Annotated in this window: 12 protein-coding genes, 2 tRNA genes and 1 pseudogene; 11 read left to right on the forward strand and 4 right to left on the reverse strand. The window is 72.7% G+C overall.

Annotation, left to right across the window (positions count from 1 at the left end):
• Positions 1 to 85 precede the first annotated feature (85 nt).
• The 6 genes from rsfS (at position 86) to OYE22_RS23880 (ending at position 2,571) form a co-directional block, all read left to right on the forward strand.
• Positions 86 to 538, forward strand: coding sequence for a ribosome silencing factor (gene rsfS, locus OYE22_RS23855; protein WP_277322302.1), 453 nt, complete (start codon positions 86 to 88; stop codon positions 536 to 538).
• Entirely contained in the window at positions 535 to 1,188 is a 654-nt protein-coding gene (locus tag OYE22_RS23860) for a histidine phosphatase family protein (RefSeq protein ID WP_277324292.1), read from the forward strand. The genes rsfS and OYE22_RS23860 overlap by 4 nt, the downstream gene beginning before the upstream one ends.
• 137 nt (positions 1,189 to 1,325) lie before the next feature.
• Positions 1,326 to 1,398 (forward strand) — tRNA-Ala (locus tag OYE22_RS23865).
• A gap of 505 nt (positions 1,399 to 1,903) precedes the next feature.
• Complete coding sequence (locus OYE22_RS23870) at positions 1,904 to 2,164, forward strand: hypothetical protein (RefSeq protein ID WP_277324444.1); 261 nt, start codon at positions 1,904 to 1,906, stop codon at positions 2,162 to 2,164.
• A 3-nt stretch (positions 2,165 to 2,167) separates the two neighbouring features.
• Positions 2,168 to 2,401, forward strand: coding sequence for a hypothetical protein (locus tag OYE22_RS23875; RefSeq protein WP_176161576.1), 234 nt, complete (start codon positions 2,168 to 2,170; stop codon positions 2,399 to 2,401).
• Between the two features lie 97 nt (positions 2,402 to 2,498).
• Positions 2,499 to 2,571: transfer RNA gene (locus tag OYE22_RS23880), tRNA-Ala, on the forward strand.
• A gap of 76 nt (positions 2,572 to 2,647) precedes the next feature.
• Here OYE22_RS23880 and OYE22_RS23885 read toward each other — a convergent pair.
• From OYE22_RS23885 to OYE22_RS23900, 4 genes are read right to left on the reverse strand one after another with little or no spacing between them, the layout of a single operon-like run.
• On the reverse strand, positions 2,648 to 3,841 hold the full coding sequence (locus OYE22_RS23885) for an ABC transporter permease (protein ID WP_277322303.1): 1,194 nt from the start codon (positions 3,839 to 3,841) through the stop codon (positions 2,648 to 2,650).
• Complete coding sequence (locus OYE22_RS23890) at positions 3,838 to 4,533, reverse strand: ABC transporter ATP-binding protein (protein WP_277322304.1); 696 nt, start codon at positions 4,531 to 4,533, stop codon at positions 3,838 to 3,840. Before OYE22_RS23890 ends, OYE22_RS23885 begins: the two co-directional genes overlap by 4 nt.
• Positions 4,530 to 5,606 (reverse strand): peptidoglycan-binding protein, encoded by a 1,077-nt coding sequence (locus tag OYE22_RS23895; protein ID WP_277322305.1) that lies wholly within the window; start codon positions 5,604 to 5,606, stop codon positions 4,530 to 4,532. Before OYE22_RS23895 ends, OYE22_RS23890 begins: the two co-directional genes overlap by 4 nt.
• Positions 5,603 to 6,250, reverse strand: coding sequence for a hypothetical protein (locus OYE22_RS23900; RefSeq protein ID WP_277322306.1), 648 nt, complete (start codon positions 6,248 to 6,250; stop codon positions 5,603 to 5,605). Before OYE22_RS23900 ends, OYE22_RS23895 begins: the two co-directional genes overlap by 4 nt.
• 133 nt (positions 6,251 to 6,383) lie before the next feature.
• Between OYE22_RS23900 and OYE22_RS23905 the strand changes: the two genes are divergently transcribed.
• The 5 genes and pseudogenes from OYE22_RS23905 (at position 6,384) to OYE22_RS23925 (ending at position 14,444) form a co-directional block, all read left to right on the forward strand.
• Positions 6,384 to 7,079, forward strand: coding sequence for a response regulator transcription factor (locus tag OYE22_RS23905; protein ID WP_277322307.1), 696 nt, complete (start codon positions 6,384 to 6,386; stop codon positions 7,077 to 7,079).
• Between the two features lie 208 nt (positions 7,080 to 7,287).
• The gene (locus OYE22_RS23910) at positions 7,288 to 8,970 is read left to right on the forward strand and encodes a HAMP domain-containing sensor histidine kinase (RefSeq protein WP_277322308.1); all 1,683 of its coding nucleotides are present in this window, start codon (positions 7,288 to 7,290) and stop codon (positions 8,968 to 8,970) included.
• A gap of 95 nt (positions 8,971 to 9,065) precedes the next feature.
• A complete protein-coding gene (locus OYE22_RS23915) occupies positions 9,066 to 9,617 on the forward strand; it encodes a hypothetical protein (RefSeq protein ID WP_348652240.1) in 552 nt (183 codons plus the stop codon).
• A gap of 400 nt (positions 9,618 to 10,017) precedes the next feature.
• The gene (gene leuS / locus OYE22_RS23920; RefSeq protein ID WP_277322309.1) at positions 10,018 to 12,912 is read left to right on the forward strand and encodes a leucine--tRNA ligase; all 2,895 of its coding nucleotides are present in this window, start codon (positions 10,018 to 10,020) and stop codon (positions 12,910 to 12,912) included.
• 660 nt (positions 12,913 to 13,572) lie between these two features.
• Positions 13,573 to 14,444: pseudogene (locus OYE22_RS23925) on the forward strand (IS5 family transposase).
• Positions 14,445 to 14,548: the final 104 nt, after the last annotated feature.

Genomic DNA, 14,548 nt, shown 5'->3' on the forward strand with positions numbered 1-14,548 from the left:
GGAAGTGTCGGTGCGGCGTGAGACCCTTGAGGAACGCGCCCCCGGTCCTGTCACGGGGGATACCACCAACCGGAAAGCCCTGCTTGTGACCGCCACGGACCGCTCCACCGAGCTCATCAAGACCGCCGCTCAGGCCGCGGCCGACAAGCTCGCGCACGACATCATCGCCTACGACGTCAGCGACGTGCTCGCCATCACCGACGCCTTCCTGCTCGCTTCGGCCCCCAACGACCGCCAGGTCAAGTCGATCGTCGACGAGATCGAGGAGCGGCTGAACAAGGAGCTCGACGCCAAGCCGGTGCGCCGCGAGGGCGACCGCGACGCCCGCTGGGTGCTGCTCGACTACGTCGACATCGTGGTGCACGTCCAGCACAGCGAGGAGCGCGTCTTCTACGCCCTCGAGCGGCTGTGGAAGGACTGCCCCCAGCTCGAACTGCCCGCGGACGCCGTCGCCACCCAGGGCAAGGGCGCCGAGCACGCCAAGGCGCAGGCCGCGGCGGACGAGGGCGAGGACGGCCTGGACGGTGAGCTGCGCTGACCGGCACCGAGCGCGGCCGTGGCCGCCGCATCGTCCTGTGGCGGCACGGCCAGACCGCGTGGAACCTCGAGCGCCGCTTCCAGGGCTCCACGGACATCGAGCTGACCGAGACCGGCGTGGCCCAGGCCCGCCGCGCCGCCCGCCTCCTGGCGGCGCTCAGCCCGGACGCGATCATCGCCTCCGACCTGCGCCGGGCCGCCGCCACCGCCGCCGAGCTGGCCGCCCTCACCGGGCTCGACGTCACCCACGACCCGGCGCTGCGCGAGACGTACGCCGGCCAGTGGCAGGGCCTCACGCACGACGAGATCATGGCCCGCTTCGGCGACCAGTACGCCGCGTGGAAGCGCGGCGAACCGGTCCGGCGCGGCGGCGGGGAGCTGGAGACGGAGGTGGCCGACCGGGCCGCGCCGTTCGTGTCGGCCATGGCCGACAAGCTGCCCGACGACGGCACCCTCGTCGTCGTCAGCCACGGTGGCACCATCCGCACCACCATCGGCCGGCTCATCGGCCTGGACCCGCACACCTGGGAGTCCCTCGGCGGCCTCACCAACTGCTGCTGGTCCGTGCTCGGCGAGGGCGCGCGCGGCTGGCGCCTCCTGGAGCACAACGCGGGCACCCTGCCCGAACCCGTCCTCGGCGACGACGACTGAGCCCAGGCCCCCGCGTGGGCCCAGCTCCACCGCCGCCCCCGGATTTCACATTCGGCCAGGTCACGGGTTAGAGTTCTACTCGTTCACGGCACGGAAGTGAGCCCCACCCGATGGGTTCACCTCCGAGACGGAACAGCGGGGCTATAGCTCAGTTGGTAGAGCGCCTGCATGGCATGCAGGAGGTCAGGAGTTCAATTCTCCTTAGCTCCACGAAGGCGATAGGCGACCCATGTCCGCGGAAAGCGCGGACCGGGTCGCCTTCGTCGTTTCTGCTCGGCTTCGCCTCGCGGGGCGGGGGCTTCGCCACCCGCGGCCCCCGCGGGGTGCCCTCCTCGGAGTTGGTGAGCCGGGGGCTCGGCTTCGCCGTCGCGGGAGCGCGGCTTCGCCGGCGCGAGGCGGGGGAGCGCGGCTTCGCCGGCGCGGGGTGGGGGTGCTCGGCTTCGCCGTAGCGGAGTGGGGTGCGCGGCTGCGCCGACGCGGGGTGCGCGGCTGTGGCGGGGCGGGGGCGCTGGTGTGGGTGGGGTTGGGGCTGGCTGTCGGGGCAAGGGGGCGGTGGGGGGCGGGGGGTGGTGGGGCGTCAGGTGTGTGGTGGGGGATTTCGGTTCGTGGGGGGCGCGGGGGAGATCACGCTGTGACCAGGCGCTGACCCGCACGCCTTCGCATGACAGAATCGAGATCGCCGCGAGGGGACGGTGCCGATGGGAGGGGCGGTGCGATGCCGACCAGCGTCCTGGAGGAGGTCAACGACCTGCTGGAGATCGCCGAAGCACAGGGATATGACTGGCTGCCGGAGTACGCGCCGCGCGTTACGTGCCCCGTCGGCCCCTGTGGTGCGATGCCCCACGGGGCGCGGTCGACGAGGGACGTCACGGTGTTGCAGTGCCCGGCCTGTGGCTCGGCGCACGTGGCGCAAGTGCTGGGCGACAACGGCGGGATCTCCTATGTGTGCACGTCCTGCGGTCATAGCTGGAGCTGATTGATGGGTGCGCACAGCCGGAAATGCGACTGGTGTGGCAGCGGCACGCCGATCGTCCGCGACATGGAACCGCTCAACGCCGACTACCAGTACTGGTGTGTCGAGTGCGCGCGGGCGCTGATCATAAAGGGCGACCCCATCGAGACGTACCGCGAGCTTGAGGGCGAGCCGATCTACGGGCGGCTGTTGGACGAGCACTGCACTCTGAAGCGGTTCTACTCGTTCGCCACGGCGTAGTCGCGGCGGCCGCCGGGAGAACCGATTTGGCGAAAGGCCAGCCGGTCCGTGTAATGTAGGCGATGCCGCCGAGGGAAACCGAAGCGGGAAACACTTTGGGGCTATAGCTCAGTTGGTAGAGCGCCTGCATGGCATGCAGGAGGTCAGGAGTTCAATTCTCCTTAGCTCCACAGAAGAACTCCTCGATGGAGTTACCAAGATCCCGTCCGATCACATCGGACGGGATCTTCTGGTTTTCCCCTGTTCTCACGCCGAGTTCAGCGCCACCGTCGGATGCAGGCGGGAGGCGCGGATCGCCGGGTACAGGCCCGCGACCACGCCGATCGCCAGCGTCGCGGCCAGGCCGCCCGCCAGGGACCAGGGCGGGACGACCGTCGCCCAGCCCCGGGACCGCGCGAAGCCGTACGTGGCCGCCGCGCCGAGCAGCGCCCCCGCGCCGCCCCCGAGCGCCGTGAGCAGCAGGGACTCGGTCAGGAACTGGAGCCGGATCGCGTTGCGCGTGGCGCCCAGCGAGCGGCGCAGGCCGATCTCCTGGCGGCGTTCCAGGACCGAGATGACCATGGTGTTGGCCACCCCGACCCCGCCGACCAGCAGGGCCACCGCGCCGAGGCCCAGCATCAGATGGGTCAGGCTCTCGTCCGTGGCGGCCTTGGCGGCCAGCGCGTCCGAGGGGCGGGAGACCTTGACGACCGACTCGTCGCCGGGGTTGACGGTGCGGGCCAGCACCGCCCGTACGTCCTCGACCGAGGCGTCCGTGGAGCGCTCGAAGATGGTGCTGGGGTGGCCGTCGAAGCCGAAGTAACGCTCGGCGGCGGGGAATCCGACCATGGCCACCCGGTCCAGCGTCGGGACCAGTTCGATCGGCTTGAGGATGCCGACGACGACCACGCGCGTCTCGTTCATCATGATCGACTCGCCGGTGCGGGTGATGCCCAACCGCTCTGCCGCCACCGCGCCGAGCACCGTCGTCGGCAGGCGCTCGCCGGCCTGGCTCAGCCAGGTGCCCCTGGCGACCTCGCCGCCCAGTGTGGACAGCAGGTCGAGGCGGGCCGCCTGGGCGGTGACGCCGGCGGTGCGCTCCTGGGGGACGACGTCGCTGCGGCGAATGCGCGCGTCGACGTTGGCGGTCGCCGTGGCGTGCCGCACCGGGCCGATGCGCTCGACCATCGCCACCGCGTTCTTCGGCAGCTTCACCTCCTGCCCGGTGACGTCGTCGCCGGCCTCGGCCGTGAGCAGGTTGGTGCCGAGCCGGTCGAGCTGGGCCATCAGGTCGGCGCGGCTCGACTCGGCGAGGCCGACGACCGCGACCATGGTCGCGATGCCGATGGCGATGCCGAGCGCCGAGAGCACCACGCGGGCGCGGCGCGCGCGCAGGCCGACCGCGCCGACGCGGAGGATGTCCCGTGGTGCCAGCCGGGCGGGCTTGAGCTCCCTCGTCATGGCCGGGCCCCTTCCGCCGGGGTGCGCGAGTCCGCGACGATCTCGCCGTCCCGGCAGCGCACCCGGCGCGGCAGGGCGTGCGCGATCTCGTTGTCGTGGGTGATGACGCAGATGGTGGTGCCGGCCGCGTTCAGCTCGCGCAGCACCTCCATGACGACCGCGCCGGACGCCGTGTCGAGCGCACCCGTCGGCTCGTCGGCCAGCACCAGCCGGGGCTCGCCGACCAGGGCGCGGGCGATGGCCACGCGCTGTTTCTCACCGCCCGACAGCTCGTGCGGCCGGTGCGCGAAGCGGTGGTCGAGGCGTACCCTGGCCAGCGCTTCGCGCGCCCGCGCGCGCCGTTCCCGTAGCGGCACGCCCGCGTACAGCAGCCCGTCGGCGACGTTGGCCACCGCGTCGCGCCCCGCCGACAGGTGGAAGTGCTGGAAGACGAAGCCGATGTAGCGGGCGCGCAGCGCGGCGAGCCGGGAGTCGGAGAGCGTGGCCACGTCGTAGCCGGCGACCCGAACGGTGCCCGAGGTGGGTCGGTCGAGCGTGCCGATGACGTGCAGCAACGTGGACTTGCCGGAGCCGGAGGGGCCGACGACGGCCAGCAGCTCGCCCTCCTCGACGGTCAGGTTCACGCCGCGCAGCGCGTGCACGCCGCCGGGGTACGCCTTGCTGGCATCCCGCAGTTCGATCACCGGCGTCATGGCTTCGCCACTCCGACCCGCATGCCCTCGCGCACGTCCGGGCCGCTGACCTCGATCTGCCCGTCGGCCGTCATGCCCGTCTCCACCCGCACCACGGTGCTGGTGCCGTTCCGTACGACCTGGAGCCCGTAGCCGCCGTCCGCGCCGCGCAAGGCGATGACCGCCTCGACGGGGACGGCGAGGACGTCCTCGCGGGCCTCGCTGACGAACCTCACGCTCGCCGACGCCCTGGTGTCCTCGCCCGACGCGAGCGCCGAGGAGCCGTCCAGGACGACCTCGACGGTGATGCCCTCCTGGGCCGCGTCACCCCCGTCGGCGGAGGCCTCGGGGCGTACCGTCCCGGCGACGTGGCCGGGCACGGTCCTGCCGCTGGGCAGGGTGACCTCGACCTTGGTGTCGCGGGCGGTGAGGGCGCCGTCGCCGAGTTCCAGCTCGGCCCGTACGACGGGTTTGGTGGAGGCGACCGTGAGGACCGGGTCGCCCGGGCCGACCTGGTCGGCGAGGGCCGCGTCGGCCGCGACCACCTTGACCCGGCCGGGCTGGAAGACGACGTCGCCCCGGCCGACCCGGCCGGTGGGGGTGCGGTTCAGGGACTTCTGCCACCGCTTGACGGCGGCCTCGGTGTCCTCGTCGTACCGCGGATCGATGTACAGGTCGGCGCCGAACCCCAGGTCGCGCAGGTTGCGCTCCAGTTGCAGCACGTCGGTGCCCCGGTCGCCGACCCGCATCTCGCGGAACATCGGGGCCGGCCCGTACAGCAGCGTGACCGGCTTGTCGTCCAGCTCGTACAGCGCCTGGCCCTGGGACAGCGACGCGCCCTCGACGGCGGCCACCGTCACGGTGCCCTCGACGGCGGACTTGACGGGGCGCCGCTGGGCGAAGTCGAGCTTGCCGTCGACGGTCTTGGCCCGCACGAGGTCGGTGCGCACGACGGTGGCGGTGGCGGGCGGCAGGTCGCCGCCGCGCCCCGGGGCGTCGGCGTCACCACCGTCGCCGATGAGCCAGACGCCCCCGGCGGCAGCGGCCACGACGGCCACCGCGCCGCACGCGCGGAACGCGGTGCCGCGCCTCACTGCATACCGTCCAGACCTTCGAGCAGCTTGCCCTTGCACGCCTCGCGGGCCTGTTCGTACGCCGGCGACTCGATGTCGATGACCGGGGAGCCGGGGTTCGGGTCGCCGCCGGGCTGGGCGTTGCCGCCGCTCATGGTCGGGTTGGTGAACCGGGAGACGCCGTTGTCCCGCATGCACTTGGCGTGCGCGAGCATCGACTCGTAGTCCTTCTGCTGGTCGCGCTTGGGCTCGGCGTCCATGGTCTTCCTCAGCTCCGAGACGCAGACGCCGTTCCTGCCACCCTTGATGCCCTCGTTGCGGCCGGGCTGGGAGCCGATCGCGTTGACCTTCTTCCAGTCGAGGTAGCCGCTGAGCTTGGGGTCGGGGAAGTCCGGGTAGCCGCCCTTGGCGCGCATGCACTGGACGTACGACAACTGGGCGTCGTAGAAGGCGCTCTTGCCGGCGGTGCGGCTGTCCGGGGCGCGTGTGTCCGGTGCGGACCGCGAGGCTGACGGGGCCTGTGGCACCGAGGCGATGTCGTCGTCCGACCGCGTACCGCCGGAGTCGTCACCGCCGCACGCCACCGAGAGGGCGAGCACGGGGGCCGCGACGAGCGCGGCCAGCCGCAGTCGGACCGGGGTCGGGGAGATCGTTGGGGAACCCATGCCGCAACCCTCGGCAGGCCACGTGATGACCGTTCCATGGCCACATGATGAGAACGTAACAATGCCCCCGACCTGCACATCCGCCCCCGCCCGGGGCGGCGGACCGGCCGCTCGGGTGCCCATAATCATCCGCATGTCGCACGTGCTGCTCATCGAGGACGACGCGTCCGTACGGGACGGAATGGAGCTCGTGCTGCGCCGGCACGGGTACGACGTCGACGTGGCCGCCACCGGCGAGGAGGCCCTCGCCCTGCTGGACGGCCCGGGCGGCGGGCGGATCGAGCTGGCCGTGCTCGACCTGATGCTGCCGGACCTGGACGGCTTCGAGGTGTGCCGCCGCATCCGCGCCAGGACCGCCGTCCTGCCGGTCATCATGCTGACCGCGCGCGGCGACGACCAGGACATCGTGGCCGGCCTGGAGGCGGGCGCCGACGACTACGTGGTCAAGCCGGTCACCGCGCCCGTCCTCGAAGCCCGCATCCGCGCCGCGCTGCGACGCGCGGAGCCGTCCGGGGCGGGGCGGCAGGCGGGCACCGACCTCGCGGGGCTGGTGATCGACCGCGCCGGCCTGACCGTCACCAAGCACGGGGTGCGGCTCGCGCTGCCCCCCACCGAGCTGCGGCTCCTCCTTGAGCTGTCGGCCTCCCCCTGCCGGGTGTTCAGCCGGGAGCAACTCCTGGAGTCGGTCTGGGACCACACGTTCCTGGGCGACTCGCGGCTGGTGGACGCCGCGGTCGGACGGCTGCGGGCCAAGCTGGAGGACGTGCCGGCCAAGCCTCGGTACATTCAGACGGTGCGCGGCTTCGGCTACCGCTTCGGGCCGCTGTGAACGGGGATGCCGGCGGGCCGTGGGCTGGCGCCGGGGCTCCGACTGGCGTCGGGGCGCGGGCTGGCGTCGGGACTCTGGCTGCCGTCGGGCGCCGGGCCGGTTTCGGGATGCGGACTTGGGGCGCGGACCGGACTCGGGGCGCGGACCGGGCTCGGGGCGCCAAGGCACCGGCGGGTGGCGTGCTGTGAGGCGGGTGTGGGGTGGGGGAGTGACGCGGCGCTCTCGTCGGCTCGTCGGCGGGTTGCGTACCCGGCTCGTCGTCACGTTCGTCCTGGCCACGCTCATCAGCGCGGCGACCGCGACCGCGCTCGCCTACCGGGACGCGCGCACCGCCGTGCTGCAACGGGCCCAGAGCGCGGCCGTGAGCGACCTCCGGGAGCGGGCCACCGCCGTCGCCGCCGACTTCGACGTACCGCCCGACCAGCGGTCGCTGTCCCGGTTCGCGGCCCGCGTCTCGGAGGGCATCGGCTCCAGGCCCGTGGTCGCCCGCTACCAGGACCTGGTCGCCGTCTCCGACGCGCGCGCCGAGACGGCCGGCCGGATCACCGCCGAGCTGCGGGCCGCCGTGCGCGCCGGCGAGCAGGCCCAGTTCCAGCGCGTGGCCTGGCGCGGCGAACCGTACCTGGTCGTCGGCATGCCCGTGCGGTACGCCGACGGCGACCGCCGCACCTCGGGGCTTGAGGTCTTCGCCATCGCCGACCTGCGGGCCGAGCGGGACGACACGGCCGCCCTGCTGGACTCGGTGCGGGCGGGCATCGTGCCGGTGGTGGTGCTGGCCGCGCTGCTGGCGCTGCTGGCCGCGGGGACGGTCCTGCGCCCGGTACGCAAGCTCGGCCGGGCCACCCGTGGGCTCGCGACGGGCGACCTGGGGAGCCGGGTCGCCGTTCGGGGGCACGACGAACTCGCCGACCTGGCCCGTACCTTCAACGAGACCGCCGACGCGCTCCAGGCGTCGGACGCGGAGCTGCGCGAGCAGGAGGCCAAGGCGCGCCGCTTTGTGGCGGACGTCTCGCACGAACTGCGGACCCCGCTCGCGGCCATGACGATGGTGGCGACGGTCCTGGAGGAGGACGCCGACCAGCTTCCCCCGGACGCGGCGCGGGCGGCCCGCACCGTCGGCGCGGAGACGGCACGGCTGTCCCGGCTGGTCGAGGACCTGATGGAGATCTCCCGCTTCGACGCGAAGGCCGCGCACCTGAACGCGGCCGAGACCGACCTCGCCGAGACCGTACGGGCCACGCTGGCCCTGCGCGGCTGGACGGACCGGGTGCGCACGCACCTCGACGAAGGCGTGCGGGCGGTGGTCGACCGGCGTCGCGTCGACGTGATCGTCGCCAACCTGGTGGGCAACGCGCTGCGGCACGGGGCCCCGCCCGTGATCGTCAGCCTCACCACGGTCGGCGCGGCGGACGGGGAGTGGGTGACGCTCACGGTCGCCGACCACGGACCCGGGCTGCCACCGTGGGCCCGGGACCGGGTCTTCGACCGGTTCTACAAGGCGGATGCGGCCCGCACGCGCGGCGCGGCCGACGCGAGCGGCCAGGGCAGCGGCCTGGGCATGGCCATCGCCCTGGAGAACGCGCGCCTACACGGCGGAACCATTGAGGTGGCGGGTGGGGTGGAACAAGCTGATGGGGCTGGCATGGCGGGTGGGGCGGACATGACGGTCGGGGACGGCCGGGTCTCGGGTGTCGGCCGGGACTCGGGTGCCGGCCGGGGCGCGGGAGTCGGCGGGGGGTCGTGCGGTGCGGTCTTCACACTGCGGCTGCCGCTGCGACGCGCGGGAGACGCGGAGCGTCCGGGCGGCGGGGAGGGTACGAGCGGTGGGGAGCGTACGGGCGGTGCGGGGCGTACGGGGCGCACGGGATGTGCGGATGAGGTGACCCAGTGACCGGCTGGCGAGCGGGCGTGGCGGTCGTCGCGGCAAGGACCCCCGCGGCATCGGGGACCCGTGCGGCATCGGGGATCGGCGCCACGCCGGGGCCCGTGTCGCGGGGCCTCGCGCGGTCGCTGTCACGGCGGCGGGCGGCGGGGCGGGCGCCGGCTCGGGTGCTCGGGCTGGCGCTCGGCCTCGGCCTGGTGCTCGGGCTGGTGGGCTGCGGCGTCCAGCCGACCGGCGTGGTGGACGCGGGCGAGCCCGCGTCCGGGCTGACGCGCGGGATGCGGCTGTACTACGCGTCGGAGGGCGGGCTGCGCGCGGTGCCGCTGCTCGACCGGGAGGTCACCGAGCTGAACTCGGTGATCAAGCTGCTCGCCCAGGGCCCGCCCCCCGCCGAGCAGCGCGACGGGCTCACCTCGCTCGTCCAGCTCAGCGGAGCCTCGGCGACCGGCTCGGGATCGCGGGTCACCGTGCGCTACGAGGGCCCTTACCCGGCGGACGGGCGCGACCTGGGCACCGGCCAGTTGGTGTGCACCATGGCGCGCGCCCAGGCCGTGCTCGACCCCAAGGTCAGGACCGACGACGTCGAGGTCACCATCCGCCCCTCCGACGGCGACCCGCTGGGGCCCTACCGGTGCGCGGAGTTCCGCAACGGTTGAGCGGCGGCCGGCGCGCCGCGCCGTTGGCGGGCACGGCGGGCACGGCGGGCAGAGCGGGCGTGCGGCGTCGGGCCCACGGCGGGTGGCGGGCGAGCGGCGACGGGTGGCGGGCCGGCCAGCCGGTTCCGGGTGGCCCGTCGGTCGCGGGTGGCTGGCGGGCCCGGGATCTGGGCGGGCCGGGGTGGGCCGGGGCCGGGCGGCGTACGGTGCGGGTGCTTGAGCCGCTGCGGTAACCTGACCCCATGCGTGCCGTACGCCTTCTGCTTAGCGAGCCGCGCTGATCAGTACCGACCGAAGCGAGAGCCGGTCGGCATCGGCGCGGCGTCCCCTCCTGTGCGAGGGGATTTTTCGTTTCCGTACGTATCCGCTGGCAGAGACGATCGATGGAGCTTTGAGGACGATGAGCGAGACCCACACCGCGGCCGAGACCGCAGCCGCGTCGCCGCACCGCTACACGGCGGCGCTGGCCGTCGACATCGAGGCACGCTGGCAGGACTTCTGGGACGCCAACGGCACGTACGAGGTCCCCAACCCGACCGGTGACCTGGCCGGACGCGCCGGTGCGGGCGAGCCGGGGGCGGTGCTGGAGCGGCCCAAGAAGTTCATCATGGACATGTTCCCGTACCCGTCGGGCGCGGGGCTGCACGTCGGCCACCCGCTGGGCTTCATCGCCACCGACGTGTACGCCCGCTTCCACCGCATGACCGGCTACAACGTCCTGCACACGCTGGGCTTCGACGCCTTCGGCCTGCCCGCCGAGCAGTACGCGGTGCAGACCGGCACCCACCCGCGGGTCTCCACCGAGGCCAACATCGTGAACATGCGGCGCCAGTTGCGCCGGCTGGGCCTGGGGTACGACAACCGCCGGTCGATCGAGACGATCGACCCGGAGTACTACAAGTGGACCCAGTGGATCTTCACCCAGATCTTCAACTCCTGGTACGACCCGCGGGCGGGTAAGGCGCGGCCGATCGACACCCTGGTGGAGCAGTTCGCGTCCGGCGAGCGCGCCACCCCGGACGGGCGCCCCTGGAGTGAGCTGAGCGCCGCCGAGCGCGCGGGCGTGCTGGGCGAGTACCGCCTGGCGTACGCCTCGGACGCGCCGGTTAACTGGTGCCCCGGGCTCGGCACCGTGCTGGCCAACGAGGAGGTCACCGCGGACGGCCGCTCCGAGCGCGGCAACTACCCGGTCTTCAAGGCCAAGCTGCGGCAGTGGAACATGCGCATCACCGCCTACGCCGACCGGCTGCTGGACGACCTGGACGCCCTGGACTGGCCGGAGGCGATCAAGCTTCAGCAGCGGAACTGGATCGGCCGCAGCGAGGGTGCCCGCGTCGACTTCCCCGTCGCGGCCGACGGGGACGCGCGGATCACGATCTTCACCACGCGCCAGGACACGCTGTTCGGCGCGACGTACATGGTGCTGGCGCCCGAGCACGAACTGGTGGAGCGAATCGTTCCGGCCGCCTGGCCCGAGGGCACGCACGAGGTGTGGACCGGCGGCTTCGCGACCCCGGCCGAGGCCGTCGCGGCCTACCGCAAGCAGGCGGCGGCCAAGTCCGACGTGGAGCGGCAGGCCGAGGCCAAGGACAAGACCGGCGTCTTCACCGGCGCGTACGCCACCAACCCGATCAGCGGCGAGCGGGTCCCCGTCTTCATCGCCGACTACGTGCTGATGGGCTACGGCACCGGCGCGATCATGGCCGTGCCGGCGCACGACAGCCGTGACTTCGCCTTCGCGCGCGCCTTCGAGCTGCCCATGCGCTGCGTGGTCGAGCCGAGCGACGACCGTGGCACCGACCCCAGCACCTGGGACGACTCGTTCGACTCGTACGAGGCGAAGATCATCAACTCGGCGAGCGCCGAGGTCACCCTGGACGGCCTGGTCGTCCGGGACGCCAAGGCCAAGGTGACGCGGTGGCTGACCGAGCGCGGCATCGGCGAGGGCGCGGTCAACTTCCGGCTGCGCGACTGGCTGTTCAGCCGCCAGCGCTACTGGGGCGAGCCGTTCCCGATCGTCTACGACGAGGACGGCGTGGCCCACACGCTGCCCGAGTCGATGCTGCCGCTGGAGCTGCCGGACGTCGAGGACTACTCGCCGCGCACCTTCGACCCGGACGACGCCGACACCTCGCCGGAGACCCCGCTGTCCCGCAACGCGGAGTGGGTCAACGTCGAACTGGACCTGGGCGACGGCCTCAAGCGCTACCGCCGCGAGACCAACACCATGCCCAACTGGGCGGGTTCGTGCTGGTACGAGCTGCGCTACCTGGACCCGCACAACAGCGACCGGCTGGTCGACCCCGAGGTCGAGCAGTACTGGATGGGCCCGCGCGACGGCCAGCCCACCGGCGGCGTCGACCTGTACGTCGGCGGCCAGGAGCACGCCGTACTGCACCTGCTGTACGCCCGCTTCTGGTCCAAGGTGCTGCACGACCTGGGGCACATCTCCTCGTCCGAGCCGTTCCACAAGCTGTTCAACCAGGGCATGATCCAGGCGTACGTCTACCGCGACAGCCGGGGCATCGCCGTGCCGGCGGCCGAGGTGGAGGAGCGCGACGGCGCGTTCTACTACCAGGGCGAGAAGGTCAGCCGACTGCTGGGCAAGATGGGCAAGTCGCTGAAGAACGCCGTCACCCCGGACGAGATCTGCGCCGAGTACGGGGCGGACACGCTGCGCCTGTACGAGATGGCCATGGGCCCGCTGGACGTCTCCCGGCCGTGGGACACGCGGGCGGTCGTCGGCCAGTACCGGCTGTTGCAGCGGCTGTGGCGCAACGTCGTCGACGAGGCGACCGGCGAGGTCACCGTCGTCGACGCGGAGCCGGACGAGTCGCTGCTGCGCGCGCTGCACAAGGCCATCGACGGCATCTCGCAGGACCTGGCCCAGTTGCGGTTCAACACGGCCGTCGCCAAGCTCACCGAGCTGAACAACCACGTCACCAAGGTGCGCGAGGTGCCGCGGACGGTGGCCGAGTCCCTGGTGCTGCTCACCGCGCCGCTGGCCCCGCACATCGCGGAGGAACTGTGGCGCAGGCTGGGCCACGAGACGTCGGTCGTGCACGCCCCGTTCCCCGTCGCCGACCCGACTTACGTCCAGGACGAGGCCGTGACCTGCGTCGTTCAGCTCAAGGGCAAGGTCAAGGCGCGCCTGGAGGTGCCGCCGACCATCTCCGACGAGGAACTGGAACAGCGCGCCCTGGCCGACCCGGCCGTCATCGCCGCCCTCGGCGACGCGGGCATCCGCAAGGTGATCGTCCGCGCGCCAAAGCTGGTGAACATCGTCCCGGCGTGAGGTGTGGGACGTGAGGCGCGAGGTGTGGGATGTGAGGCGCGAGGGGTGAGGTGTGGGGCCCGCCGGCCGGCGGTCGGCGGGCCTCGGTGACCCGGTTTCCGTCGCGCGTGGTCTGGGGCGGCGGGTGATCCGCGGTCTGGTTGTGGGTGGATGTCGGCCGGTGAGGCGCCGGAGGCGTAGGCCACGGCCGTGCGCCTTGGCACGTGGCTCGCTCTGGGGCCGGCCGAGTCTGATCGGGTGCAGCTGAGTTTGGCTGGGTCCGGCTGAGTCTGGTCGGGTCCGGCCGGGCTCGGTCGGGTCTTGGCGTGGGGTTGTGGCGTGGAGTTGTGCTGCGTAGCCCAGTTCTGTCGTGGCCTGTCATCGACACTGTCCCCGCACCTCGCAGAACTGACTGGTACGCGTCACGGTGGGGCCATGCTGGCCGTGGGCTCCGTTGGATGGCGGCTGCCTGCTTCGGGGCGCTGGCTGCGGCGGTGCCCGGCTGGTAGCGCCCCCTGGTTGGCTCCTACCGGTCGGCGGTGTCCCTGCCCGGTACGCGCGACGCCGTCGCGTTGATTGAGCGGAGCGCTGGCGTGGCCGGGGCTCGCAACGTGTCGCGACCTGCGTGACCTGCGCACAGGCCGGCGCGCGGGTACGGGGCGTGGGCCTAGGCAGTTTCGTTTGGATCAGTCAGTCGTTGGTCCGGGTGTGCCGTTGACTGATGCGCAGTGGGCGCGGATTGAGCCGTTGCTCCCCGACCGGACGCCGCAACGGGGTGGCCGTTGGCGGGACCATCGTGAGGTGATCGACGCGATCGCCTTCAAGTTCCAGACCGGTACCCAGTGGGTGCACCTGCCGGAGAAGTACGGCAACTGGCGGGGCGTCTACAACCGGCTGCGGATGTGGGCCGTCGACGGCACGTGGGAGCGGGTGTTCACCGCCCTGGTGGCCCAAGCCGACGCGGACGAAGACGTCAGCTGGGCCGTCTCGGTGGACTCCACGATCGTGCGGGCCCACCAGCATGCGGCCGGGGCCCGTAAAAAGGGGCCCCGGCCGGCGAGCCGGACGATCACGCCATCGGCCGGTCCCGCGGCGGACTGACCACGAAGATCCACCTCGCGGCCGACGGCCGGTGCCGGCCGCTGGTGTTCGTCCTCACCGCCGGACAGGCCGGAGATGCACCCGCCTTCACGGACGTCATGGCCCGCCTGCGCGTTCCCCGCCCTCTTGGACGGCCCCGCACCAGGCCGGACCTGGTCCTGGCCGACAAGGCGTACTCCTCCCGCGCGATCCGCAGTCACCTGCGCAGACGCGGCATCCGCGCGGTGATCCCGGAACGGGCCGACCAGCAGGCCAACCGGTGGCAGCGCGGACAGGCAGGCGGCAGACCTCCGGCCTTCGACCGCGAGGCGTACAGGCAGCGCAACACCGTCGAGCGGTGCATCAACCGCCTGAAGCAGTGGCGCGGCATCGCCACCCGCTACGAGAAGACCGCGACCATCTACCTCGCCGGACTCCACATCGCAGGCATCTTCCTCTGGTCCGCCTGCTGATCCAAACGAAACCGCCTAGGGGATGACACCTAGGGGCGGGTTGCGGGTTCGCGGGGAACCCACAGCCCGCCCGCGCGGTTTACGGTAGAGGCGATGGCCGTCGT

The sequence above is a fragment of the Streptomyces sp. 71268 genome, assembly GCF_029392895.1.
GTDB lineage: Bacteria > Actinomycetota > Actinomycetes > Streptomycetales > Streptomycetaceae > Streptomyces.

What these genes read in the sequence shown, in the direction of transcription:
- OYE22_RS23890 (WP_277322304.1), bottom strand. Translation starts at nt 4,533, where the DNA reads ATGACGCCGGTGATCGAACTGCGGGATGCCAGCAAGGCGTACCCCGGC.
- OYE22_RS23905 (WP_277322307.1), top strand. Translation starts at nt 6,384, where the DNA reads ATGTCGCACGTGCTGCTCATCGAGGACGACGCGTCCGTACGGGACGGA.
- OYE22_RS23885 (WP_277322303.1), bottom strand. Translation starts at nt 3,841, where the DNA reads ATGACGAGGGAGCTCAAGCCCGCCCGGCTGGCACCACGGGACATCCTC.
- leuS (WP_277322309.1), top strand. Translation starts at nt 10,018, where the DNA reads ATGAGCGAGACCCACACCGCGGCCGAGACCGCAGCCGCGTCGCCGCAC.
- OYE22_RS23875 (WP_176161576.1), top strand. Translation starts at nt 2,168, where the DNA reads ATGGGTGCGCACAGCCGGAAATGCGACTGGTGTGGCAGCGGCACGCCG.
- OYE22_RS23900 (WP_277322306.1), bottom strand. Translation starts at nt 6,250, where the DNA reads ATGGGTTCCCCAACGATCTCCCCGACCCCGGTCCGACTGCGGCTGGCC.
- OYE22_RS23870 (WP_277324444.1), top strand. Translation starts at nt 1,904, where the DNA reads ATGCCGACCAGCGTCCTGGAGGAGGTCAACGACCTGCTGGAGATCGCC.